Origin of the sequence: Sphingorhabdus arenilitoris, from assembly GCF_042651485.1 — a bacterium.
GTDB lineage: Bacteria > Pseudomonadota > Alphaproteobacteria > Sphingomonadales > Sphingomonadaceae > Sphingorhabdus_B > Sphingorhabdus_B arenilitoris.
Window position 1 is genome coordinate 1145268 of sequence record NZ_JBHSDH010000013.1, and the last position, 23894, is coordinate 1169161.

Here is a 23894-nt window from a genome sequence, read left to right on the forward strand (position 1 = left end):
TTTTCCTTTTTTACGAAATAAATGGCACTCCGCCAGCCGCCCGCGCGCTAATTAGCATTGTGTCCTAGGAACTCGTCGGAATTCTCTGAGTACTCAAGACATCTGCTGAAATAACTTTGTGATCAGCCCAAAAACGGGCTTAAATTCCGTGAACGCCGTTCTATCAAGGCTTGCGAGACTGCTCGCCAACGCTATTTTATCTCCGAATTTTGGCACCACTCGGAAAGGAACATCATCGAACAAGTCCGGTGATTCCGTTAGTTTTGCAACCCACGTCTCCCCCTTTTCTTTGGCTAGTTTCTTGCCACCCATTATGAAAACGAATTCAAGATGCTTCTTCGGAAAGACATCATAAGGGAACATCATTTCAATGCACATCGAATCCTTGACAAATTTGTCGTAAGGGCTGCCCCACGTTAGCTCCGGCAATCTCACTGCGCCGGAACGAAAGTTTTGATTGAGTTTCGCGTCGTTTTCTACACCAAAGCTATTGTGTTTTCTTAGGTTATCGAAGCATAACAGCCCCTTGTCATCTCTGTCAAAAATTCCAATCCGCGTTGGATTTTGATCCTTCGTTGTAGATTCAAGTATCTTTTTCAGTTCATCAGCTCCGGCATTTTCGGAGCCATGTTCCGATCCACCTAAGCTACATGACTTTATTTGAAAAGGCATTGCGGTGTTTGGATACAATTTGTCCCATGCAGCGGAAAATAGAGACGCATCCGTTTTTCCTTCAGTTAGAACGACAGGCGCAGTTATTTTAGCCAACTCTGCATTTTTTTGTTTTAATCGTTTGATCTCCGCGAATGCCTCTTTGCTTCTATCCGCAATTAATTGTGCAACGCCAAGTTCGGCATCTGCTACTTCGGAATTCTCTAAGTCCTCCAAACTTGTGATCCAATTGTCTCTGTCACCCGATTGTGTCACAGCCTTTCTTACAAGAAAGTGCTTTGTTCTTTGCGATGAAAGGGAATAGAATGCGGGAGAATGACTTGTAATAAAAACTTGATTTGATGTTGAAAATTCATTTTCAAACTCGTTAGCAAGTAAATAAGCGTTACTAAGTTCCAAAGAATTCTCTGGTTCTTCATATGCCCATATGTTCAATTTTTTGTTGTGATTACTGATATATTGGAGAATGTGTGGAATATGACGAACCTGTAGACCATCACCACGGCGAGATAGCGGAACTCGGAAGGAATCCTGATCGGTAAAAAACTCAAGTCGTTCAAAAATGCTCTCTAAGTCGTTCGGAATTTGAATATTACTTTTGACAGCAAGGGCAACTTGAATTCTATCGGTTAAATCCAGAATTGATGAATTGACGGCAGCAGAAAGCGCATCAGCCGGACCAGAAAACCCTATATCATCTCTTTCCGAAAGAGTTTCATACAACAAATTCAGATAATCTGAAAATATGTCTCTTTCTTTGACAGCTGGAATATAATGAAAATTTAACTTATTCTGAAAGCGTGTTAGAGATTGCTTATTTTTAACGTCAGATGTGACTTCTGGATCATCTGTGTATCTATTCCAAGTCTTTTTAATAAAAAACTTTTCTGGAAGTGTTTTCCATTTTTCGACGTTATTGAAATGAACTTTTATCCATATTGTTAGCCTGCCTTTTGCATCCCTCGCCTCGTCTTGCCTTAAATGAGTCACATCCATTAAAAATTGCAGGTCTTCATCATATCCAGATTGATTATTGAAAAATAGATTCAAAGCGCGCAGAATGTTTGACTTTCCTGCATCATTTGGCCCTATAAAAACATTAAGCTCTTTCAATTTTTTCACAGAAATACTGTAAACAGACCGAAAATAATTTATCTCGACTCGGTCTATTATCTGCATAATATTTATCCCCAAAATATATTTCTGAGTGTAATATATAGCTCAAAGGCGGTTATTCAAGGCTTAGAACCAGAACCGATAAATATATTTCGAGTCAATACAATTAGTATCAATCGTGCTTCCGAATTCCGAAGACCCAATACTAAACCCATGCCTTCCTTCTCCGCCTGTCCTATCTTTGAACTCCGCTGGAAGGCCCATAACCCCCAACCCCCTCACTCCACCGTCACACTCTTCGCCAGATTGCGCGGCTGGTCCACATCCGTCCCCTTCGCGCAGGCGACGTGATAGGCGAGGAGCTGTACCGGCACGGCATAGACCAAAGGCGCGATCAGGGGATGCACTTTGGGCATTTCGATGGTCGCCATGCAGCCTTCGCCCGCCTCCGCGATGCCGTCTGCGTCGGAGATCAGCACGACTTTGCCGCCGCGCGCCATGACTTCGTGCATATTGCTGACGGTTTTTTCGAACAATGGCCCCGATGGCGCGATGACGATCACGGGAACGGCCTCATCGATCAGCGCGATCGGGCCGTGCTTCATTTCGCCGCTGGCATAGCCCTCCGCATGGATATAGCTGATTTCTTTCAGCTTCAGCGCGCCTTCCAAGGCCAGCGGGAAATCGGGCCCGCGGCCCAGATACAGCACGTCGCGCGCGGGCGCGATTAAATGCGCCATTGCGGCAATATCGTCATCATGGGCGAGCGCGGCGTTGAGCGCGGCGGGGGCTTCGGTCAGATGTTGAACGACCTCTTGCTCCTCCGCGCGGGTCATGCGCCCCTTCTTCACCGCCAGATTGGCGGCAAAGGCGGCGAGCACGGCAAGCTGACAGGTGAAGGCTTTGGTCGAGGCAACGCCGATTTCCGGCCCGGCATGGGTGGGGAGCAGCAGGTCGGCCTCGCGCGCCATGGACGATGTGGGGACATTGACCACCACGGCAATTTTCTGCCCCTCTGCCTTGGCATGGCGCAGCGCGGCGAGCGTGTCGGCGGTTTCGCCGGACTGGCTGATAAACAGGGCGAGCCCGCCCGCCTCCAATACGGGGTCGCGGTAGCGGAATTCGCTCGCCACATCGATGTCAACGGGCACGCGGGCGAATTGTTCGAACCAATATTTGGCGACCAGCCCCGCGTAAAAGCTGGTCCCGCAAGCGACGATGGTGATCCGTTTTACGTCGGCGAGGTCAAAATCCATCTGCGGCAGCGCCACCTGCTGCTCCAGCGGGCGGATATAGCTGGACAAGGTTTGCGCGACCACGGTGGGCTGCTCAAAAATTTCCTTTTGCATATAATGGCGGTAATTGCCCTTTTCGATCGCCGCCGCCGATACGCCCGATGTCGTCACTTCGCGGGTGACGGGGTGGTTATCCTTGTCGAAAATCTGCGCCCCTTCGGCAGCAACGACGACCCAGTCGCCTTCCTCCAGATAGGCAATTTTTTGCGTCAGCGGGGCAAGCGCGAGCGCGTCGCTGCCCAGATAGGTTTCGCCATCGCCGTAACCCACCACCAAAGGCGAGCCGAGACGGGCGCCAATCAGGAAGTCGGGAAATTCACGGAAGGCAATCGCCAGCGCAAATGCGCCGCGCAAAATGGGAAGCACGGCTTTGACCGCGTCGGCGGGGGAGTGCCCCGCCTCCACCTGTTCGCTGACCAGATGGGCGACGACCTCCGTATCGGTTTCGCTTTCAAAACTCCGCCCCCGCGCGGTTAGCTCATCGCGCAGCTGCTTAAAATTTTCGATAATGCCATTATGCACCAGCGCGACATGCGGCGTGGCGTGCGGATGCGCGTTGCTAGTGGTCGGCGCGCCGTGGGTGGCCCAGCGAGTATGCGCGATACCGATATTGCCGGGCGCGGGATTACTGGCAAGCTCGGTCACAAGATTCGCAAGCTTACCCTGCGCCCGCCGCCGGACCATCTGCCCATCATGCAGCGTGCACACGCCAGCCGAATCATAGCCGCGATATTCCATCCGTTTCAGCCCATCGACGAGGCGATCTGCAACGGCTTCCTTGCCAACAATTCCGATAATTCCGCACATGGATTTTTGCTTTCGTTATAAAATATAGGGAACGCGAATCCCCGGCATGTTAGCAGGGAAATCCTTTGTATTTCGTGTAATAAGTACGCGCCCGCGTGTTTGAGCGGTTGCGAGGATGATGGCGTCCATAGCCTTAAGGCCGCCCCGCTCACGTCGTAAAGCCGCTGCACGCTCACCAATCTCGGCATCGATTTCATCGACGCTAAAGCCGGACAGCAGGATTTCCGAGCGACGCAGCCCCTCGCCTTCGCCCTTTGACATAACTTCAATCCAGACGGCTCGGCTGATCCATGCACGGGAGCCGAAATCCGTAGCCCGGTCAATTTCAGCACGCGCTTGATGAAACCCGGACAGTGCATCAATGATGATGTTGGAATCGAAAGTAAAACCGCTCACTTTGTGTTCGGTCTTTTCGGTTCGGGATATTTACCCTTCAACATATCGAGATAGATTTTCCGCTGACGATCATCTTCTTCGTCAAACAGATCAGGATATTCAGCCTTCACCTCTTCATAATCATCATCCCAGTACCGGGTCCATGACGCGCGCTCTCGGCGCTGCCATTCGACAGAGTCGCCAATATCCGTGCGATCCTTCCAGGCACCGAAGCCGATATCGAGCCAATCTTTATTACCTGCGGCAGGCACTTCCGCCCGATAGGCCGATACAGCCTCTCGCAGCACTGATGCCCGCGACTTGCCCTGCTCTGCAGCGAGCTGGTCGAGCCATTTGATGTCTTCATCGGGCAGGTCGGCAAGGATTCGGGTCATAATGATATATTGATATCATATCATGATATCATGTCAACAGATTTATTCATTTTCTTGACATTAAGGGAGAACTGTGTATTATACACATAATGAAAAGCGTCGATCTTATCCGGGAGCTGCAAAAAGCCGGATGGACGCTCGACCGGATACGCGGTTCGCATCATGTGTTCAAGCATCCGGAACGTGGCGGGCATGTCACCGTGCCGCATCCTAAAAAGGATTTGGGCAAAGGGCTGATCGCCGCCATTCGCAAACAGGCCGGATTATAGGAATTTGATTATGCGTTATCCCGTGGCGATTGAAATAGGAGATACAGACACGGCATTCGGCGTGGTCGTGCCCGATTTACCCGGGTGCTTTTCGGCAGGTGATACGCTGGATGAGGCACTGACCAATGCGGAGGAAGCAGCGGCGGCGTGGATTGATGCAACGCTGGATGCAGGCGGCGCTGTGCCTGCGCCTTCCAGCCTTTCGGCGCTGCGCGATAATCCCGATTATGCCGGATGGAGTTTTGGCGTGATAACGGTTGACCCTGCGCTGCTGGATGACGCAAGCGAACGCGTGAATATCACCCTGCCCCGCCGCGTGCTGAAACGGCTTGATGCCCTGGCGCAAGCAGTCGGCGAAACCCGCTCAGGCTATATCGCGAGACGGACGCTGGAGGGCGACGGGGCGGTTTGAGGGTGTTTGGGCATGGTGCCATGCGACAATGTTTGTCGGCTACCATTCTTCATCTTCACCATATCGCGCTTCGATATGGTTGATCAAATGGGGGTAATCCTCAATAATAACTGCTAATTCATTCCCATTGGCCTTGCGAAAACTGCCCTCAGCTTGTTCGATTAGTAGCAAGTTCACATCTTGGAAACCAGAATTAGGCGTCCAACCTTCTTTAACGTAAAGGATTTTGCGTTTCCCCATAGTTTATTCAGCGACCTACCGGCCACCCTTCTTCGTCCCGCCAGCCTCACCAAACCCGTGGCCCCAATCCATCACGCCGCCCTACCTTCCGGCTCAACCTTAAGCGTCATGCCCAGTTCTTTCAGCACCGCGAGAACGGTCGCCAATGTCGGATTTCCCTCTGCCGATAACCCTTTGTAGAGCGCAGCTCGGCTGATGCCGGTTGCGCGGGCAAGGCCGCTTGCCCCGCGCGCGCGCGCCACCGTGCCGATAGCCGCCGCCACTTCCGACGGATCACCGCCCGCCAGCGCATCGCTGATATACAAAGCTGCCTCCTCATCACTGCGCACATAGTCCGCAGGATCGAAGCGCTTGGTTTCCACTTTTACCTTTGTCATGTCATTCATCCTCAACCAGCATTTTTCGAGCGGCGGCAATATCGCGGCTCTGGCTACCCTTGTCCCCGCCCGATAGCAGGATAATCAGCCTATCACCTTCAAAGGTGAAATAGACCTGGTAGCCGGGACCAAATGCAATCCGCAATTCATGCAAGCCTTGGCCCAGCGCCTTAACATCGCCCAGATTGCCGACTGCCACGCGCTCAATCCGCCGGGCAATGATCGTTTGCCCCTTTCGGTCTTTCAATCCGTCCAGCCATTTTCCGAAAATTTCGGTCCGGGCGATACGATATGGCGACTTCATTATGTTACAAAGCTAGATTGCGCATGTCAATTAAAATAGACACCTACCGACCCGCCTTCTTCTTCGCGCTTGCCTCGTTGAACCTGTCGGCCCAGCCGGTTTTGGCGCTTTGCTCGGCGCGGGTTAGGGCTAGGTCGCCTGCTGCGACATCTTTGGTCACGGTGCTGCCTGCGCCGACGATGGCGCCTTTGCCGATCTTCACTGGCGCGACCAATGCGCTGTTGCTGCCGATAAATGCACCTTCGCCAATCACCGTTTGATATTTGAAATAGCCGTCATAGTTGCAGGTAATCGTGCCCGCGCCAATATTCGCGCCTGCGCCCACCATCGCATCGCCCAGATAGGTCAGGTGATTGGCCTTTGCCCCTTTGCCCAGCGTTGCTTTTTTCATCTCAACAAAGTTACCGACCTTGCTGTCTTCCTCCAGCAACGCGCCGGGGCGCAGCCGGGCGAAGGGGCCGACGCTTGCCCCTGCGCAGATGGTTGCGCCCTCAATATGCGAAAAAGCGTGGATCGAAACATGGCTGGCGATGGATACGCCGGGGCCGAAAAATACATTCGGTTCGATCATCACATCGCGGCCAATGGATGTATCGTAGGAGAAGAATACCGTTTCCGGCGCTGTCATCGACACGCCGCTTTCCATCGCCAATTTGCGGCGGCGTTGTTGCCAGGCGGCCTCCATCGCGGCGAGTTCAAAGCGGCTGTTGACCCCGGCCACTTCCTCTTCGCTGGTTTCAAGTATCCGCGCCACATGACCCTCGCCCAGCGCATTGGTAACGACATCGGGCAGATAATATTCACCGGCGGCATTGTCATTGCCAACCGATTCCAACAAACGCCACAAATCATCGCTATGCACCACCATCACGCCCGAATTGCAAAGCGTGAGTTTTCGTTCGGCATCATCGGCATCTTTATATTCGACCATTTTGATCACCCGGTCGCGGCCATCGGTAACGATCCGGCCATAGGCTCCGGCGTCGGCGGGGCGGAATGCGAGCACGGCGACCTTGGTTTCCGCATCGCGCAGCAAATCACATAAACGCTGCACCGTTTCGGTCCGCAAAAAGGGCACATCGCCAAAGCAAATGAGGATATTGCCAGTAAAAGCGGATAGCGCGGATTTCGCCTGCAACGCGGCATGGGCCGTACCCAATTGTTCCTCTTGCAAGGCAATGGTGGTACCCGAACCCGATAGCGATTGTTCCAATTGTTCACGCCGGTCGCCCGCCACCACAATTTTATGCGCTGGTTTTAACCGGTTGATCGCGTCCATCAGGTGAAACAGCATCGGCCGCCCGGCAATGGGATGCAGCACTTTATGCAGATCAGATTTCATCCGCGTACCTTTTCCAGCGGCAAGGATAATGGCGGCAATATCGCTATTCTGTGTCATGAAAACGCCATGCCACCAAATGCTTGCCGTTTCCATATAGAATAGGCAATAAAGATGGGACAGTTTGGGCGCACGTAAAACAGGGATAGCATGGCCGAAGACGAAAATAGGACGACCGTGAAGATTATCGGCGGGGGCAGCGAAAGCGGCGGAGCGCCCGAAACCGATTGGGACGCGGTTTACGAACAGCAAATGGCGCGCGAAGATAAACCCAAAGGGGTGCTGGATAATCCGGCTTTGAAATTTGGCTGCGGCTGTGTTTTTCCGTTTGTAATGCTACTCGGCGTGCTCGGCAGCGCTACGGTTCCCTCCTTGGGCGGCACTAGCGGGGCTTATATGCTTGGCTCGGTCTTTGGCATGACGATGATCACCGTCATCATGGTTTGGGGGCCGCTCTACCTATTCTGGCTGCGTGACCAAACGCCGGTGGTGATGGGGTCAACGCTCGCCGCGACTTTGGTCTTTGGCATACTATTTGGCATGTCCAAATATGGATCGGAAAGCCAGAAATTGAACGAGGATCTGACCGCGATTAGCGAATATAAATTTGATCAAAATGGCGCACCGATTCCCAGTGATGAAATGGCCAATGCCGGGCCGATTTCAGCCCACACCAACAATATGATAACCAAAGCCAATCAAATTGCCGACGATTATGACGCAGAATTGGTCAAAATGGGTTTGGATAAAATGATGACCGCAGACCAGTTGACGGCGCATCCCGGCATATTGCGCAAATGCGCCGATATTCGGAAATTGAGAGACAGCGCCCTTTTTTACAAACAGCGGCAATTGGAAATGCTGGACGAATATATAGATGGTATTGATACGCTGGATACATCCCCCGCAATGAAGGATGGCCTTCGCCAAGGCATATTATCCACCAAAGAACGCAGTGTCAGGGATATTTCGCGCAAATGGGATATTCATGCCGAAATGGCCCAGCCCTTATACGACAACTGCCGCACTCTGGCGCGCCGGAATTGGCAGGCAAAGGGCCCTGATTTCCTGTTCAGCAATGACCGTGATATGAATGAATTCATCCGGCACTCGGCAACCATAAACCGTTTATTGGACGAACAGGATCAAATTATCGCCGAAAGCCAGCAAAGGGCAAAACAAGGTCAGGAAAATCTCAAATCCATACTTCCCAAGAACGCGCCATAATGGCCGCCGCCTTCGCGTTTGACATTATCGGCTTTGACCTTGACGGCACTTTGGTCGACAGCAGCTTGGAACTATCCGCCTCGCTCAACCATGCCTTGCGCAGCGCGGGGCGACCGGAGATTGCGCCGGCGCGGGTCAAATCGCTGGTTGGTATGGGTGCGCCGGCGATGCTGGAAATGGCGCTGGACCAATCGGGCGGCCATGACCGCGATTTGGTCAAGCATCTGACCACCGTCCTGGTCGATCATTATGAAGCCAATTTGGGCAGCGATTGTCCGCTATTTCCCGGCCTGCTGCCTGCTTTGGATAAATTGCAATTATACGGCGTAACGCTTGCGGTGGTGACCAATAAATTTGAACATCTGGCGGTGAAGCTGCTGCGCAATATTGGCCTGCTTGACCAGTTCGAAACAGTGATAGGCGGCGATAGTCTTGCGGAATGCAAACCATCGCCCATGCCCATCCACGAAATGATACAACGCTGCGGCGGAGGACGCGCGGCGTTTGTCGGCGACGCCTCCCCCGATATTGACGCCGCACGGGCCGCACAAATCCCATCCATCGCCGTCACCTTCGGCTTCCGCCCCGACAGCGCGCGGGCATTGGGCGCGGACAGCGTGATCGATCATTATGACGAATTGGACGCCGCTTTGGCAAGAATTTCGGTTGGATGTTAATCGCAATAAATAAGCAATAAACCGCTTCACCCCCCGACCAGTTTCATAAGCTTGCGTTCGACGGGCGCGAGCAATGGGCCGAGTTCATGGCCGCGTTTCAGCACCGCGCCGCCTTCGCCGATCAGGACCCACATGCCCTGCTTGCTGCGCAACGCGGGGCGTTTTTCGATGCGATATTCGGGGCGTTCGGCGGCCCTGCGAAAGGCGCTGAAACAGGCGGCGTCCTTGTCCATGTCAATGGCATAGTCTTTCCATTTGCCCGCCGCGACCATCCGGCCATATAGGTTGAGTATCTGCTGCAATTCATCGCGTTCAAACCCGACCTGTCCGCCTTTGGACGGCGGCATGGGGAAAGGAGTGATGGTGGCGCTCAACCCTCGCTGGCCCCTTTTACTTTATCATCCGAATGGGCCGCATCGTCCTTTTGCGGCTGTTTCAATTTAGACACGCGCGCTTTTGCCTTAACCTCTGGCTTCTCGCCCCTTTCGGCGAGCAAGGCCGCAACCTGACGCTGTAACGTCTCAACCTCGCATCGGAGCAATTCCATACCTTGCGTTGCTGGGTCAAATTTCTCGCTGCAAGGCGTGCCGTAGGGAATGAATTCCTGTTCGTAGGTTTCGACCTTGACCAAGGTGGGCCGCGATTTGGGCCCGATCATCGTCGCGCCCGCTGGAACGTCGCTGGTCACGACGGCATTGGCACCGATCCGCGCGCGTTCGCCAACCACAATCGGTCCCAGAACCTGCGCGCCTGCGCCAATGATCACATTGTCGGCGATGGTCGGATGCCTTTTCCCGCCCTCGCCATTGGTGGGATTGGTTCCGCCCAGTGTAACGCATTGGTAAATTGTGACATTATCCCCAATAATCGCGGTTTCGCCAATCACCGTAAAGCCATGATCGATGAAAAAATGCCTGCCAATTTTCGCGCCGGGATGGATATCAATCGCCGTCAATGACCGCGAAAAATGATTGACCAGCCGCGCCAAGAAATACAGCCCGCCTTCGAACAGCCAATGGGCAATGCGGTGATAGCCCAGCGCCCATACGCCGGGATAAAGCAGCACCTCCCACCGCGATCGCGGCGCGGGGTCGCGGGCGATGATGGAATCCAGATATTCGATCAGCCTGGACAGCATAAATTATCTCCTCCCGGCGGATGATGGATATGGTGCCGGGACTCTATTCGTAACAAACTTGCCTCCAGTTAAGCGCTTCGGTGAAAATATTCCAGAGATAGCGGCAAAAAAGCTCGCATTAAACGCATGAAACGATTACTTTCGTCGGTATATAAGGAATAATCGATCAATGAGCACCTATCTCCCCACCTTGAAACAATTGCAATATCTCGTCGCGCTGAAAGAACATGGCCATTTTGGCAAAGCAGCAGAAGCCAGTTTCGTTACGCAATCCACCCTTTCGGCGGGCGTGCGCGAATTGGAGACCCTGCTCGGCCTGACGCTGGTTGAACGCACGCGCCGGGTCGTTCGCTTTACCGCGCTTGGCGACAGGATTGTCGAAAAAGCGCACCGGATATTACGCGAAGCCGAAGAGCTTGCCGAAATGGCGCGCTCGGCTGGCACGCCGCTTGCCGATGATCTGCGCATGAGCGTCATCCCCACAATTGCGCCGTTTTTGCTGCCCAAATTGCTGCCCCGGCTGCGCAAACTATATCCCGATTTGAAACTCTATCTGCGCGAAGAAACCAGCGCAGTAGCGGTGGAGGCATTGCATCATGGGCAGGTTGACTGTGTGCTGCTGGCCCTGCCCTTTGCGGCGGGCGATGTGGAAAGCGCGGCGATATGCGAAGATGGCCTATATGTTGCCATGCCCAAGGGCGAGCCGGATAATCCGCCGGCCACGATATCGCCAGATTTGATCGACGAATCGCGGCTATTGCTGTTGGTTGATGGTCATTGCCTGAAGGACCATGCGCTCGCCGCCTGCAACCGCCCCGAACTGCGCGCCAATGCCAGCATGATGGGCACGTCGCTCTATACGCTGATCCAAATGGTGGACAATGGACTGGGCCTGACGCTGATCCCGCAAATGGCGGTCGATGCTGGCCTATTAAAAGGAACCGAGGTTGTGGCACGGCCGCTGAATGCCGACCATGCGAGCCGCCAAATCGCCCTGATCTGGCGAACCAACAGCCCGCGCCGAGAGGAATTTGAAATGCTGGCCGCGGCGATGCGAGAGTTACAGGCGGAGTGAGTAATGGTTTCACGCAAAGGCGCAAAGATTTTTAAGAGCTTATCAGTGACCTTGACGATAGTTATTAGCCACTCGTTTCAATCCTTCACGTAAAGTGATACCGCCAAAATTGATTAGCAGCCCAAGCGGCAGTTTCATGAGGCGGAGATAGGTCAGCGTTTGCTTCGCATGAATGGGCGCTAATAGGGTGACGGATTTTACTTCAATCAAGAGCTTTTGGTCGACAAGAATATCTACTCTGAATGCATCGGGGAAATCCAGACCGTCAATCTTTGCTCCGACCGGCAATTGCCGGTCGCATTGTAGTCCTCTTGAGCGCAGCCGGTTTACTAAAAGCTGCTCATAAACAGATTCCAAAAGCCCCGGTCCAACATCCACATGAATCGACATTGCCGTATCAATCACGGTTGAGGCTATATCCTCCAAATCCTGCATACACTTCCCTCTTAAAAATCTTTGCGCCTTTGCGTGACATAATCCGTTGGCCTAAACCCATTTGTCGGCGCGGGCGGTGTCGCTGTCTTTTGCCTTGACCCAGGCGGCGGTGCCGTCGCTGTAAATTTCCTTTTTCCAAAATGGCGCATCGGTTTTCAACCGGTCGATCAGGAAGGCGCAGGCTTCCAATGCGGCGGCGCGGTGGGGGGCGGCGGCGGCGGTGAGGACGATTTCCTCGCCCACAATTATCCGGCCCACGCGGTGGACGATTATCCCGCCCAGCAAGGACCAACGGGCCTGCGCTTCGGTTGCCAAATCCTCGAGCGCGGCCTGTGTCATCGCTGGATAATGCTCCAATAGGATCGCGCTGACCTGCCTGCCTTCGTTATGGTCGCTGCGCGCAATGCCGGTAAAGCTTGCCACCGCTCCGCCGCCCAATTGGTGTAGCGGCCTCAGCAGCGCCCCTGTATCAAAGCGTTCTGTTTGAATATGAACCTGTATCATCCGCCGGTGACAGGCGGGAATATCGCCAATTCCGTTGCCGTGCCAATGGGGGCATCATGTTTCGCCATTTGTTGATCCAGGGCAAAGCGCAGTTTTTCCCGCTGCGCAAAGGCGGCTGCATATTCGGCGCCTTGCTGCGCCAAAAAGGTCAGGCAATCGTCGATGCTATTCACATGCGCAGGCGGGTCAAAATCCTCACCATCGCGGCCCATTGCTTCGCGCACCGATGCAAAATATACCAGCCGCATCGCCCGTCAATCCATATGCTTGATACCGACGCGCAGATAATCCCATCCGGTAATTAAAGTCAAAATGGCGGCGACCCACAATAGGCCAAGCGAGGTGAATTTGATCCATTCCCAAGCCGGAACCGCGCCAGCCAAGATAATCCCGCCAAAGGCCAAAAGCTGCGCCGTTGTTTTCCATTTTGCCAGCTGAGACACGGGAACAGAAACCTGCAGCCCAGCCAAAAATTCGCGCAGGCCCGATACGGTTATTTCGCGCAGGAGGATGATGAGCGCCGCAATCACGTGCCATCCATCCACATCCTTGGTGAAGACAAGCAACAATATCACCGCCGCGATCATGATTTTATCGGCAATCGGATCCAAAAAGATGCCGAGTTTCGACACCGTCCCTTGGGTGCGGGCCAAATAGCCGTCAAAATAATCGGTTATCGCCATCAGCGCATAGAGGCCAAAGGCGAGCGCATAGTCGATCACCGTCGGCTGCGTCCCGGCCTCTGTCATGCTAGGCCATAGCAGGAATACGAGGATCGGCACGGCCAATATGCGCGACAAAGTAAGGATATTGGGAACACTTAACATAGACCGCTGCGATAGCGGCATTTGATTGCGAAATCACGCATCTATTTTTCGCCGCGTCATCTTTCCGTAACTTTGCCGCATGATAAAGCTGTTTGCGATAATGACAGCAATCGCTACAGCGGGCGCAACGGAATCAAGGGATTATCCAAATTTATGCAGTCGTCATTGGCTTTGCTCAACAAGCGCCGCTTTTTGCCCCTATTTGTCACGCAGTTCTTGAACGCGTTTAACGACAATTTCTTCAAAATGGCGATGGTGATATTGGTCACCTATGCAATCTATTCTGATCCTAAGGTAGAGGCGAATTTCAATGCCTTGGCAGGGGCCATTTTTATCCTACCCTTTTTCCTATTTTCTGCGCTGGCCGGACAATTGGCCGACAGCGTTAACAAGATTAACGTGATCCGCACCATCAAAACGGCGGAAATCGGGATAATGATTGTCGGCGCTGCTGGTATGATGCTGGAAAATGTGCCGATGATGCTGCTCGCATTATTTGCGATGGGTGTGCATTCGACATTTTTCGGTCCGATCAAATATGGCATTTTGCCGCAACATTTGGAAGAGAATGAGGTTTTGGGCGGAACCGGCCTTGTGGAGGCTGGCACCTATATGGCCATTTTGGGCGGCACGATTGCAGGCGGTATCATCCCGCATGAATGGTCGGCAATCGGCGTGATTGCCTGCGCCATCATCGGACGGGTCAGCGCGCAATATGTGCCCAGCGCCCCTGCCGAAGAAAATGGCAAATCGGTGAAGCTCGAATGGAATATTTTTAAGGGCAGCTACCGTTTGCTGAAAGAAACGCTGCGGCGGCGGCGGCTGCGGCTGGCGATTATCTGCATCAGTTTTTTCTGGGCGATTGGCGCGGTTTTGGCTTCGCAATTCCCGCCGATGGTCAAAAATGCGCTGGGCGGCGACAATACGGTTGCGACCTTGTTCACCGCCATATTTTCGGTCGGCGTGGCGATCGGGTCGGTGGCGGTCAATCGCTTGCTAAAGGGCGAAGTATCCGCGCGTTATTCCCCGGCCTCCGTCATTGCCATGGGCTTGTTTGTGCTTTTGCTATGGTGGAACGTCCGGGTATGGCCGCATGACACATCGACGTTGATGGACTATAAGGCATTTTTAAGCCTTGCGCAGGGGGATTTCATCCTCGGCTCGCTGCTGGGCATTGCCATAGCGGGCGGAATGTTCGTCGTGCCGCTATACGCATTTTTGACCACAACCGTCGCGAAGTCCGAAACATCGCGCACTATCGCCGCCAATAATATCGTTAACAGCGGCGCGATGGTCGCAGGCGCTCTATTCTATGCGTTGTTGGTGCATTGGGGTGTCAGCATCGCCGACACATTATTCATGATCGCAGCGGCCTGCATCGTGTCGGCATGGCTTGCCTATTTGCTGCATAAAGCGAGCGATGCGATTGAGCCTGTTGCCAGCCGATAATGATACAGCGATTTAGGCGATGAAGCTGTAAAATGTAATGAAAAATGCGGTGAAGCTGAGCAGAAATAGATGCGTATCTTCTTTTTTCCACCAGCTGGATGGTTCGGGCTGCACCACGAGCAGACCGCCGGTTGGCGGCGGCAGCATCCGGCGAAGCGGATGACGGGCGGATTCGTTGAGGCTGACCAATTTTCTCTTTTCCATAGACGCTTGTTAATCTTTTGTTAGGGATAATGGCCAGAGCGAAAGATGGTTAAGCAATAAAGCCGGTGCCCCCTGTGTCATAATGCGACAGCGGGCATGACGAAGGTTAACGAAACTGATTTGGGGTTAAGGGAGCGGCATATGGAAATTTCGGGGAAATGCGCGGTAGTCACCGGCGGGACAGATGGTATCGGCATTGAAATAGCGCGGCAGTTACAGGCGAAGGGTGCTTCGGTTATCGTCTGCGGCCGCCGCGCCGATTATCTGGAGGCAGCCGCAGCGCAGGGTATCGAGGCGATATCCGCCGATCTGTCGAACGCCAAAGGATGCGAAGAATTTGCCGCGAAGCTGTCAGGCAGGACGATTGATATATTGATCAACAATGCCGGGATGGGCGGAAATTTCGGCCCAGGTGAACCGGTTGACCTTGACCTGACCGACCGGGCCCTATTCCTGAACCTGAACGCGCCGATGCATTTGATTGCACGCATGTTACCCGGATTATTGGAACGCAGCGAAGCGGCCATCGTCAATGTCACATCGGGACTGGCGCTGGCACCGCGCGCGGGCGGCCCAGTATATTGCGCCAGTAAAGCGGGCCTGCGCAGCTTTACTCAGGCGCTGCGCCATAATCTCGCCAAAACCAATATTCATGTGATCGAGGCCCTGCCCCCGGTCGTGGAAACCGCGATGACCGCTGATCGTGACGGCGGCAAAATGACCGCTAAGGACTGCGCAGCGGAAATTGTGCATGCCATCGCCGCGAATAAGGCGGAAGCCAATATCGGCATGGTGAAAATATTGCGGTTGGTTTATTCCATCTCGCCAGCTTTGGCCCGGAAAGTGATGATCCGTTTTTAAGCGCCTTTGGCCGGGCGATGTTGACAATATAATAGGGACTGAAAATGAATATGAACCGCCGCACCGTCATCACCGCATTGGGCGCAATGGGATCGGCCATGCTCAACGGTTGCACCGATGGCAAAAAAACCATGGCGCCGCCTGCCACCGACTATCCTCTATTTGGTAAGGTCGAACAATTTGATCCGGCCCTGTCGCAAATTGTCGATACCCGTTCAAAATTGGCGAAATTGGCTGATGGTTTCTGGTGGTCCGAAGGTCCGGTTTGGGACCGAGTGCGTCAGCGGCTGTATTTTTCCGATGTGCCGCAAAACACCGTCTTTTCCTGGAACAAAAGGGACGGCCTACAAACATGGCTGAAACCGTCTGGCCTGCCCGACGGGGCCGACCCCGCGCCCTTTGACAGTGCAGGCATCAACGGCATGTGGATCATGGCCGATGGCAGCTTGCTCGCCGCCAGCCATGGCAAACGCGCAGTGACCAAAATTGACATTGACCGCAAAGCCGAAACAATCCTGACCGGCGCATATAGCGGCAAAAAATACAACAGCCCCAATGACTTGGTTGAGGCCGCCGATGGCAGCATCTATTTCACCGACCCGCCCTATGGCCTGAAAGGGCAGGATAGCTCACCCGATAAGGAACAGGCGCATAACGGTGTCTACCGGCTTGCCAAGGACGGCGCGGTGACCCTGATCGATGCGTCCTTGACCCGTCCCAACGGTGTGGCTTTGTCTCCCGATCAAAAAACACTTTATGTTGCCCAATCGGACCCCGACAAACAGATTTTGAAAAGCTATAACATTGGCGCAAATGGCAGCGTGAGTGACAATGGTCTGTTCTTTGATGCACAGCCATTGGCTGGCGCAGATGCGCCCGGCTTGCCCGACGGCATGTGCGTAGCGCAAAGCGGGCATATTTTTGCAACCGGACCGGGCGGCGTCCTGATCCTGTCGCCACAGGGCAAATTGCTGGGCCGGATCAACCCGGGTAAAGCCTGTGCCAATTGCTGTTTTGGTGATGATGGCCGGACGCTCTATTTAACCGCCAGCGATACATTGGCCAGCATCCCTCTGAACATCAATGCGTGGGGATAAGGCGGCATAAGCGCCCCTACCCCCGCTCTACACCGGCGCCCTAACCCCGGGCCCCGATCATTTCTTCGATTGTCACGAATTTCTCATGCGGTGCGCCGTCGCGGGCGCGCGCTTTTTCGGCTTCTTCGATCTTTTTCCAATCGTTGAAGGTAACAGGGTCCGCGCCGCGCCCTGCTAATAAAGCATCAAGCGCAGGCCGGCCGCCTTTGCCCGATCCGCCGGAGCCGCTGCCAATATCTTCCGCAATCAAGTCCACGATCGCATAACCATCGGGCCGGTTGGTGCCAATGGTTCCGCTGGGCCCGCGCCGCGCCCAACCGGCGCAATATAGGCCCGGCAATATCCGCCCTTCATCATTGGCAAAGCGTCCGCGGCCATGTTCAAACGGCACGCCTTCGATGGGCGGGGTTTGATAGCCGATGCAGCTGATCACCATATTGGCCGCGATGGTATACGTTTCGCCGGTGCCCTGACTGCGCAGGTCCTTGTCCAATATCGTGCGCTCAACAACCAACCGTTCGGCTTTCCCGTCGCCTTCAACGGCAACCGGGGAAGCATAAAAATCAAACTCGATCCGGACATCTTTATCGCCGCGAAAACTTTCGGGAATGGCCGCAAATTCGCGCAAATGGGTCACCGATTTGCGTATCCCGGGTTCGAGCAGCGCGTCGGCCCCTTCCTCTGGCAAATCATCACGGTCAACATACGGCGCCGCCTTTTCCAGCCGGCCAAGTTCGCCCAATTCCTTGGGCGTCATTGCAATTTGATGCGGTCCGCGCCGTCCCAATATCGTGATCTGCTCCGTTTTCGCTGTCATCAACCGGTCCAGCGCGTGGGCGACAATATCGCTGCCCGCAAATTCCGCTTTCGTTTTGGACAATATGCGCGCCACGTCGAGCGCGACATTCCCATTGCCGATAATCGCAACGTGGCCGCCGTCCAATTGCGGATCCAGATCGGCAAAGTCGGGATGGCCATTATACCAGCCGACAAAGGCGGCGCTGCCGTAAACACCGGGCAAGTCTGCGCCCGTTATATCGAGCGCCCGGTCCCTTGGCGCGCCGGTGGCGAGCACCACCGCATCATATAAATCGCGCAGTTCATCCACCGATATATGCTGCCCCACGGTCACGTTGCCGACAAAGCGCACATTGTCCGACAATGCGACCTTCTCATACCGTTTCGACACGGCCTTAATCGATTGATGGTCAGGGGCAACGCCAAACCGGATCAGGCCAAATGGCACCGGCAAACGGTCGATAATATCAACGCGCACATCATCGCCATATTTTTTCTGAGCCGCTTCGGCTGTATAATATCCGGCGGGACCCGAACCCACAATGGCGATATGGTGCATTTCGTCTCTCCCTACCCTATTCCCTTGATTCGAGATGCTAGCGGCTTGTCTCAAAAAGAAAAGCGCAGAAAGGGCAAGATTATGGAGCCGCCGTCACAATTGCGAGGCCGTCGCCATCCTGACCGCCCGAAAGCATGCCGAGCAATTCGCCGCTCGCAAAATCAATTTCCGCAATTTTATTCATGCCCGTTAACGCGGCATAGATGCGGCTGCCATCTGCATTGAACAATATCGTCACCTGCCGCGCACCGGCGTCGCCTGTGACTTTGATCGTACGCACGACCTTGCGTTCGGCAATATCAATAACGCTCAGGTTGCCATCAACCAGATTGGACGTGACCATATATTTGCCGTCCGGGCTGGCGATAATTCGCAGCGGAAATTTACCCACATCCACTTCCGCTTTTTTGTCCAGCGTTTCGGCGTCGTAGACATAGGCCTTGTTGGTTTCGCGCGCCGATGCCCAAATTTCTGTGCCATCCGCCGTGATCGCAATGCCTTCTGCTCCCGCACCTGCTGCAACCGAACGGATTGCTCTGCCCGCCGCTAGGTCGATCATCGTGACGCTGCCATCGGTCAGGTTTGCGGTATAAGCACGCGCGGCATCGGGCGATACGGCGACCATGTGGCTACCTTTTTGTCCGGTCGAAATCATATTCACATAATAGCCCGATTGCACGCAGTCTTCATTGGGGCTGCAGACATTTGCAATGGCAATGGCATCAATCCCTTCGGCAGACGCAATCAACCGCCCGTCCCGTAACCAAACCAATCCGTGCGGACGCGCATTTTCGGGAAGCTCAATTACCATCACTGATTGGCGGCTGGCTATATCAAACAGCTCAATTCCGTTGGCGCCATAATGCACTATAGCGGCTTGTTTGCCGTCGGGAGAGATAGCAATTTCATGGGGTGCAGGACCGTTGGTTCCAACCCGCCTTACCTCGCGGCCAGTGTCCAAATCGATGAAGCTAACGCTGTCTTCACCCTTATTACCCACCAAAAGCATACTCTGAGTTTTGGTGGGAGCTTTGGTGGATATGGAGGACGATTTTGGGCGTTGCGGAGGGTTGGCCGCGTTATCCTGCGCCGATAATGCTGCGGTCAAAACCACTGCTGCTGCAAAAATACATGCGGCGCCGCGCCGAAACACGGTCAGGCCGCCTCGCGGATCTCTTCCAAACCGCCGTCCAAGAAGGACCGGATTTTACCCACCGCTTGATCGACATGGCTCAGCATGAATAAATGCCCCCCGCCTTCCACAACATACAGCTCGCTATTGGGGATCAGCATATTGAGGAATTTGCCATTGGCCAGCGGGACGATTTGGTCGTCGCTACCCATCATGATCAGCGTCTCTTTTTTCATAAAGGGCAGGAATGGCGCGCTGGTCCAACCGAGCATCGCCAATAGCTGATAAAAATAACCCGTTTTGGTCGGCGGTGTGATCCGGCCGATATGGCCGCCTTTACCGCTGTCATCGCCGCCATACAGCGTCTTAAAATGCTTTTCCATATAGTTGGGATCGATATAGCGGCGCGGATCGGCCATCTTAATCAGGGCGGCGGGATTGCCCGGCACCATCAGCATCCCTGCGCTGGTTGCCTTGAGCACTAGCCGGCCCACCCTTGACGGATTTTGCAGCGCAAATTGCTGCGCCATGGCCCCGCCCCAGCTGACCCCCATGACATCGACCATAGGCATATCAAATTTATCGAGGAGCAGCGCCGCGATCCGGGCCATCATAATCGCATTATAGGGGATAACAGGTTCAGGCGAACCGCCAACACCCGGCATATCAAAGGTGATGATATCGCGGTCATCCATAAGGTCGGCCAATGGCGACATTGCCTCTATATTCGCGCCAATGCCATTGAAAAACAGAATGGGTAAAGGCCCTGCGGCGCCCGTTTTCTTCGTAGTCCAGCGCGCTACGCGCAATGTGCGTCCGTCAAAATTTTCCATCGAAAATTCCGCCTTACGCGGTTGTTTGCTGCCCTTAGTCATATATCGTCCCTGTTATCCGGTCGCAATTCGCAACCTATAGCCACATTGCGGCTTTGCAAGGGAAAAGTCGCAACGGCTTAGAACCGTCAAACGATGGTATTTCGCCGGATGACTTCTTTATACCAAACGGCGCTTAACTTTGGCGTGCGTTTCAATGTTTCAAAATCGACATGATGCACGCCAAACCGCTTTGTATAGCCATCCGCCCATTCGAAGTTATCCATCAAGCTCCACAAAAAATAGCCTTTGAGCGGATAGCCTTCATTCACCGCACGCTGAAAGTTTTTCAGGTAATTGCGCAAAAACATGACGCGCTCGGCATCATATACTTTGCCGTCTGTCACAGGATCGTCGGCGGACGCCCCATTTTCGGCAATGTAGATTTTCTTCGGCTTCCACAATTCGCTGGCATAGCGCACCGCCCAATAGGCAACCTCTGGCCCGACATAGAGCCAAGGCGAAGCCATATGCGGCGCGTTGGGATTATGCGGAACTTTGGCATAGCCATATTTGCTATCATCGGCCCGCGCCCATTGCGGTTGATACACATTGATCGCAACGAAATCGAGCGGAGTGCCGATGGCTTCCATGTCGCCCGCCTGTGGTTTGGGGGCATTGGCGCCTTCTATTTCCAAATATTCGTCAATATATTTGCCCTCCATCACGGCGGTTAAATACATCGCATTTTCTATCCGCGTTGCCCGCCGCGCAGCCTCTATATGCTCCGCTGTTTCAATCACTGGAACCTGTGTATCAAGATTTTCGGCAAGACCGATCTGCGTTCCTTTACGCGCAGCTGCGCGCATGGCCTGTGCGCCCAAACCATGAGCCAACACGGCATGATGCCGCGCCTGATTAAGTTGATCCGGCGGTAATTTTAACCCAGGCGCATGAACGCCCGCGCGGTAACCCACATCAATGAAAGTGCGCATTTCGTTGACGGTCATAAATTTCTTCACGCGGTCCGACAATTGCCCCGCCATATAGCCCGCATAATCGGCAAATTGCAGGGCGGCATCGCGGTTTTGCCATCCGCCTTTGATTGCGGCGGGCAAATCCCAATGAAACATCGTGGCATAAGGTTCGATCCCAGCGGCAAGAAGTCCGTCGACTAAACGGTTATAATAATCCACGCCTTTTTGATTGGGCTTACCTTTGCCATCGGGGAAAATCCGGGGCCAGGCGACCGAGAAACGATAACAGCTGACCCCTAGGTTTTTGAGCAGCGCAATGTCTTCCTCATAACGGTGGTAGCTATCGCAAGCGACATCGCCGGTATCGCCATTGGCGACTTTGCCCGGCGTGTGGGAAAATACGTCCCATATGCTTTTGCCGCGCCCATCTTCGTTCACTCCGCCCTCAATCTGATACGCGGCTGTGGCGCATCCCCAGCGGAAATCCTTGGGAAAGCGAAACCGTTGCGGCTTTGCCAATGCTGCTGGTGCGGCGCCCAATGCCCCGATACCGCCGAGGATCGAGCCGGTTTTGATAAAATTACGTCTGTCCAAGATACTATCCCGAATTTTGCCGGAACGACATTCACATCACCCCAGACAGTTACCGCAAAAACCAGCCTTTCCCGGCGTTCAGCTCACCCTGTTCAAAAGGTCAATCGAACACATACAGCCCCGGCGCATCTTCCATCGCGGGGTGTTTTTTGCTGCCGGTGCTTTTGGCCGCCGATATCTTTTTACCCGACCGTTTATGCAACCATTCCATCCAATAGGGCCACCAGCTTCCAGCGACCTCTTCCGCGCCCGCCATCCATTCATCCACATCGGCGGGTGTCTGGTCTTTTTTATGTTTGTAATATTTCGCTTTGGGGTTGCCTGGCGGGTTTAATATCGCCTGCATATGCCCCGCTTGGCTTAAGATAAATTCGACATTTTTGCTGCCGAACAGCTGGGTCGAACGGTAGCAGGCACGCCAAGGCGTAATATGATCAGTGGTCCCGCCCAATATGAACAGGTCGGTGTCAACCTTTTTCAAATCCACCTTATGCCCGGCAATTTCATATTTACCGGGATCGGCATAGGCATTGGCCTCAAACAGCTCCAGAAAATCACCCATCAATGTGGAGGACAGGTTGGTTGCGTCGGCATTCCAGAATAAGATATCAAATGCGGGCGGATCATCGCCCATCAAATAATTGTTGATCACATAATTCCAGATCAGGTCATTGGGCCGCAACCATGCAAAGCCCCTTGCGAGCGAGCTGCCCTCTATCACGCCTTTTTTTGCGGCGCGTTGGCGGGCGAGTGCGATGCCATTTTCCGACACCATGGAACTTGCCTCTGTATCGCCTTGCCGCGGTTCCAATACGCAGACCATCATGGTTGTCGCATTGACCCGTTTGTCGCCCTCCGACGCCAATTTAGACAGCAGGACGGACATCGTCTGACCCCCTGAACAGCCGCCCGACACGTTTATCTTGTCGCTGCCAGTTATTTCGCAGACGACATCAATCGCCTCTCGGCAGCATTCGATATATTCGGCCATCCCCCAAATGCCGTGCTCATGCTCCGGATTGCGCCAGCTGATCATGAAAGGCTGTATGCCGTTGTCGAGCTGCCATTTGACCACGCTTTTTTCAGGGGTCAGATCGTTAATATACATTTTGTTGATCTGCGGCGGGATGGTCAGCATCGGGATTTCATAGACCTGATCCGTCGTCGGTGCATATTGGATCAATTCCATCATCTCGTTCCGGAACACCACCGATCCTTTGGACGTCGCCAGATTTTCACCGATTTTGAAGGGTTCTTTGTTGACCTGACTGACCATGAAGTCATTGTTGACCATATCGTTATAGGCGTTTTTCAAACCTTTAATCAGCGACAAGCCGCCGCTGTCGACCAACCGTTTTTGCGCGCTGGGATTGCCAATTAAGCTGTTGGTAGGGGCCAAAGCGTCGATAATAATTTGCGAGATAAAATTCGCCCGGTCGCGTTCCAATGCGTCCAGCTCCAAATCCTCAATATAGCTTTTGATGCCTTTTTGGATCGCCAGATAATATTGCGCCCCCGCCTTAAAAAACGGGTTGAATTGCCATGCCGGATCCATGAAGCGTTTGTCGCGGCGGTCGGGGGCCAAGTCAGATTGCCCCGTCATAATCTTCACCACATCTTCGTTAAAATCGGCAGTGGCCTTAAAAACCTTTTGCGGGTTGGCCGCTGTTTCGCGCAGCAACAGGGCGACCGCACCTGCAAAATCTTCTCTTGCTATTCCCGCCAGCGGTCCCAGCGCCATGGTTGCATCATTGGCCGCTTCAAATCCGCCGAACATATTTTTGTTTTTTGCCATTTCTCTCTCCTGAACCTCTCATATTCAGAATGCACAGACAAAGGTTATTGGTCAATCGGCTTGTTCATACGTGCCAAGCATTTATCGAATGATCCTGATTTGTTCCTAAACGTTTCGTTGATTTTCGGTTGT

At 53.7% G+C, this 23894-nt stretch carries 28 protein-coding genes; 8 read left to right on the plus strand and 20 right to left on the minus strand.

Annotated elements, in window-relative coordinates; all coding sequences use genetic code 11:
• Positions 1 to 93: 93 nt before the first annotated feature.
• The 4 genes from ACFOWX_RS09630 to ACFOWX_RS09645 all read right to left on the minus strand — a co-directional run bounded on the left by ACFOWX_RS09630 (position 94) and on the right by ACFOWX_RS09645 (position 4660).
• Positions 94 to 1851: an ATP-dependent nuclease gene (locus tag ACFOWX_RS09630; RefSeq protein ID WP_381423553.1), complete on the minus strand. Its 1758-nt coding sequence runs from the start codon at positions 1849 to 1851 to the stop codon at positions 94 to 96.
• Positions 1852 to 2066: 215 nt separating this feature from the next.
• Complete coding sequence (glmS, locus tag ACFOWX_RS09635; protein WP_381423555.1) at positions 2067 to 3890, minus strand: glutamine--fructose-6-phosphate transaminase (isomerizing); 1824 nt, start codon at positions 3888 to 3890, stop codon at positions 2067 to 2069.
• 15 nt (positions 3891 to 3905) lie between these two features.
• Complete coding sequence (locus ACFOWX_RS09640) at positions 3906 to 4286, minus strand: type II toxin-antitoxin system VapC family toxin (RefSeq protein ID WP_381423557.1); 381 nt, start codon at positions 4284 to 4286, stop codon at positions 3906 to 3908.
• Entirely contained in the window at positions 4283 to 4660 is a 378-nt protein-coding gene (locus ACFOWX_RS09645) for a ribbon-helix-helix domain-containing protein (RefSeq protein WP_381423559.1), read from the minus strand. Before ACFOWX_RS09645 ends, ACFOWX_RS09640 begins: the two co-directional genes overlap by 4 nt.
• A gap of 89 nt (positions 4661 to 4749) precedes the next feature.
• Here ACFOWX_RS09645 and ACFOWX_RS09650 point away from each other — a divergent pair, with 89 nt between their 5' ends.
• Positions 4750 to 4929, plus strand: coding sequence for a type II toxin-antitoxin system HicA family toxin (locus tag ACFOWX_RS09650; RefSeq protein WP_381423561.1), 180 nt, complete (start codon positions 4750 to 4752; stop codon positions 4927 to 4929).
• Between the two features lie 10 nt (positions 4930 to 4939).
• A complete protein-coding gene (locus ACFOWX_RS09655; RefSeq protein ID WP_381423563.1) occupies positions 4940 to 5341 on the plus strand; it encodes a type II toxin-antitoxin system HicB family antitoxin in 402 nt (133 codons plus the stop codon).
• Between the two features lie 39 nt (positions 5342 to 5380).
• Here the strand turns inward: ACFOWX_RS09655 and ACFOWX_RS09660 are convergent, their stop codons facing one another.
• The 4 genes from ACFOWX_RS09660 to glmU form a co-directional block, all read right to left on the minus strand.
• Positions 5381 to 5581, minus strand: a complete 201-nt coding sequence (locus ACFOWX_RS09660) for a hypothetical protein (RefSeq protein ID WP_381423565.1) — start codon at positions 5579 to 5581, stop codon at positions 5381 to 5383.
• A gap of 71 nt (positions 5582 to 5652) precedes the next feature.
• On the minus strand, positions 5653 to 5958 hold the full coding sequence (locus ACFOWX_RS09665; RefSeq protein ID WP_381423566.1) for an addiction module antidote protein: 306 nt from the start codon (positions 5956 to 5958) through the stop codon (positions 5653 to 5655).
• 1 nt (position 5959) lies between these two features.
• Entirely contained in the window at positions 5960 to 6262 is a 303-nt protein-coding gene (locus tag ACFOWX_RS09670; RefSeq protein WP_381423568.1) for a type II toxin-antitoxin system RelE/ParE family toxin, read from the minus strand.
• Positions 6263 to 6305: 43 nt separating this feature from the next.
• On the minus strand, positions 6306 to 7661 hold the full coding sequence (glmU, locus tag ACFOWX_RS09675; protein WP_381423570.1) for a bifunctional UDP-N-acetylglucosamine diphosphorylase/glucosamine-1-phosphate N-acetyltransferase GlmU: 1356 nt from the start codon (positions 7659 to 7661) through the stop codon (positions 6306 to 6308).
• 90 nt (positions 7662 to 7751) lie between these two features.
• Here glmU and ACFOWX_RS09680 point away from each other — a divergent pair, with 90 nt between their 5' ends.
• Both ACFOWX_RS09680 and ACFOWX_RS09685 read left to right on the plus strand, forming a co-directional pair.
• Positions 7752 to 8828, plus strand: a complete 1077-nt coding sequence (locus ACFOWX_RS09680) for a hypothetical protein (protein WP_381423572.1) — start codon at positions 7752 to 7754, stop codon at positions 8826 to 8828.
• Positions 8828 to 9505, plus strand: coding sequence for an HAD-IA family hydrolase (locus tag ACFOWX_RS09685; protein WP_381423574.1), 678 nt, complete (start codon positions 8828 to 8830; stop codon positions 9503 to 9505). Before ACFOWX_RS09680 ends, ACFOWX_RS09685 begins: the two co-directional genes overlap by 1 nt.
• A 26-nt stretch (positions 9506 to 9531) precedes the next feature.
• Here ACFOWX_RS09685 and ACFOWX_RS09690 read toward each other — a convergent pair whose 3' ends face one another.
• Positions 9532 to 9852 carry a DUF2794 domain-containing protein gene (locus ACFOWX_RS09690; protein ID WP_381424997.1) on the minus strand — a complete coding sequence of 107 codons (321 nt, stop codon included), beginning with the start codon at positions 9850 to 9852 and terminating at the stop codon, positions 9532 to 9534.
• Between the two features lie 23 nt (positions 9853 to 9875).
• The gene (gene epsC / locus ACFOWX_RS09695; protein WP_381423576.1) at positions 9876 to 10643 is read right to left on the minus strand and encodes a serine O-acetyltransferase EpsC; all 768 of its coding nucleotides are present in this window, start codon (positions 10641 to 10643) and stop codon (positions 9876 to 9878) included.
• Between the two features lie 169 nt (positions 10644 to 10812).
• Here epsC and ACFOWX_RS09700 point away from each other — a divergent pair, with 169 nt between their 5' ends.
• Positions 10813 to 11718 carry a hydrogen peroxide-inducible genes activator gene (locus tag ACFOWX_RS09700; protein WP_381423577.1) on the plus strand — a complete coding sequence of 302 codons (906 nt, stop codon included), beginning with the start codon at positions 10813 to 10815 and terminating at the stop codon, positions 11716 to 11718.
• Positions 11719 to 11760: 42 nt separating this feature from the next.
• Here the strand turns inward: ACFOWX_RS09700 and ACFOWX_RS09705 are convergent, their stop codons facing one another.
• The 4 genes from ACFOWX_RS09705 to pgsA are packed head-to-tail and all read right to left on the minus strand — an operon-like array spanning position 11761 to position 13484.
• The gene (locus ACFOWX_RS09705; protein WP_381423579.1) at positions 11761 to 12153 is read right to left on the minus strand and encodes a GxxExxY protein; all 393 of its coding nucleotides are present in this window, start codon (positions 12151 to 12153) and stop codon (positions 11761 to 11763) included.
• 51 nt (positions 12154 to 12204) lie between these two features.
• Positions 12205 to 12657: a molybdenum cofactor biosynthesis protein MoaE gene (locus tag ACFOWX_RS09710; RefSeq protein WP_381423581.1), complete on the minus strand. Its 453-nt coding sequence runs from the start codon at positions 12655 to 12657 to the stop codon at positions 12205 to 12207.
• A complete protein-coding gene (locus ACFOWX_RS09715) occupies positions 12654 to 12905 on the minus strand; it encodes a MoaD/ThiS family protein (RefSeq protein WP_381423583.1) in 252 nt (83 codons plus the stop codon). Before ACFOWX_RS09715 ends, ACFOWX_RS09710 begins: the two co-directional genes overlap by 4 nt.
• A 6-nt stretch (positions 12906 to 12911) precedes the next feature.
• On the minus strand, positions 12912 to 13484 hold the full coding sequence (pgsA, locus tag ACFOWX_RS09720) for a CDP-diacylglycerol--glycerol-3-phosphate 3-phosphatidyltransferase (RefSeq protein ID WP_381423584.1): 573 nt from the start codon (positions 13482 to 13484) through the stop codon (positions 12912 to 12914).
• Between the two features lie 153 nt (positions 13485 to 13637).
• On the opposite strand from pgsA, the gene ACFOWX_RS09725 reads away from it, so the two are divergent.
• The gene (locus ACFOWX_RS09725) at positions 13638 to 14933 is read left to right on the plus strand and encodes an MFS transporter (RefSeq protein WP_381423586.1); all 1296 of its coding nucleotides are present in this window, start codon (positions 13638 to 13640) and stop codon (positions 14931 to 14933) included.
• 12 nt (positions 14934 to 14945) lie between these two features.
• Here the strand turns inward: ACFOWX_RS09725 and ACFOWX_RS09730 are convergent, their stop codons facing one another.
• A complete protein-coding gene (locus ACFOWX_RS09730) occupies positions 14946 to 15137 on the minus strand; it encodes a hypothetical protein (RefSeq protein WP_381423588.1) in 192 nt (63 codons plus the stop codon).
• Between the two features lie 96 nt (positions 15138 to 15233).
• On the opposite strand from ACFOWX_RS09730, the gene ACFOWX_RS09735 reads away from it, so the two are divergent.
• Both ACFOWX_RS09735 and ACFOWX_RS09740 read left to right on the plus strand, forming a co-directional pair.
• Positions 15234 to 15998, plus strand: a complete 765-nt coding sequence (locus tag ACFOWX_RS09735; protein ID WP_381423590.1) for an SDR family oxidoreductase — start codon at positions 15234 to 15236, stop codon at positions 15996 to 15998.
• Positions 15999 to 16042: 44 nt separating this feature from the next.
• Positions 16043 to 17095 (plus strand): SMP-30/gluconolactonase/LRE family protein, encoded by a 1053-nt coding sequence (locus tag ACFOWX_RS09740; protein ID WP_381423592.1) that lies wholly within the window; start codon positions 16043 to 16045, stop codon positions 17093 to 17095.
• A gap of 40 nt (positions 17096 to 17135) precedes the next feature.
• Here the strand turns inward: ACFOWX_RS09740 and ACFOWX_RS09745 are convergent, their stop codons facing one another.
• From ACFOWX_RS09745 to ACFOWX_RS09765, 5 genes are all read right to left on the minus strand, one after another.
• Positions 17136 to 18452, minus strand: a complete 1317-nt coding sequence (locus ACFOWX_RS09745; protein ID WP_381423593.1) for an FAD-dependent oxidoreductase — start codon at positions 18450 to 18452, stop codon at positions 17136 to 17138.
• A 79-nt stretch (positions 18453 to 18531) separates the two neighbouring features.
• Positions 18532 to 19560, minus strand: coding sequence for a YncE family protein (locus ACFOWX_RS09750; protein WP_381423595.1), 1029 nt, complete (start codon positions 19558 to 19560; stop codon positions 18532 to 18534).
• Positions 19561 to 19607: 47 nt separating this feature from the next.
• Positions 19608 to 20459, minus strand: a complete 852-nt coding sequence (locus ACFOWX_RS09755) for an alpha/beta fold hydrolase (protein WP_381423597.1) — start codon at positions 20457 to 20459, stop codon at positions 19608 to 19610.
• An 86-nt stretch (positions 20460 to 20545) separates the two neighbouring features.
• Positions 20546 to 21967, minus strand: a complete 1422-nt coding sequence (locus ACFOWX_RS09760) for a GH1 family beta-glucosidase (protein WP_381423599.1) — start codon at positions 21965 to 21967, stop codon at positions 20546 to 20548.
• Between the two features lie 100 nt (positions 21968 to 22067).
• Entirely contained in the window at positions 22068 to 23762 is a 1695-nt protein-coding gene (locus ACFOWX_RS09765; protein ID WP_381423601.1) for a PHA/PHB synthase family protein, read from the minus strand.
• Between the last annotated feature and the right edge of the window lie 132 nt (positions 23763 to 23894).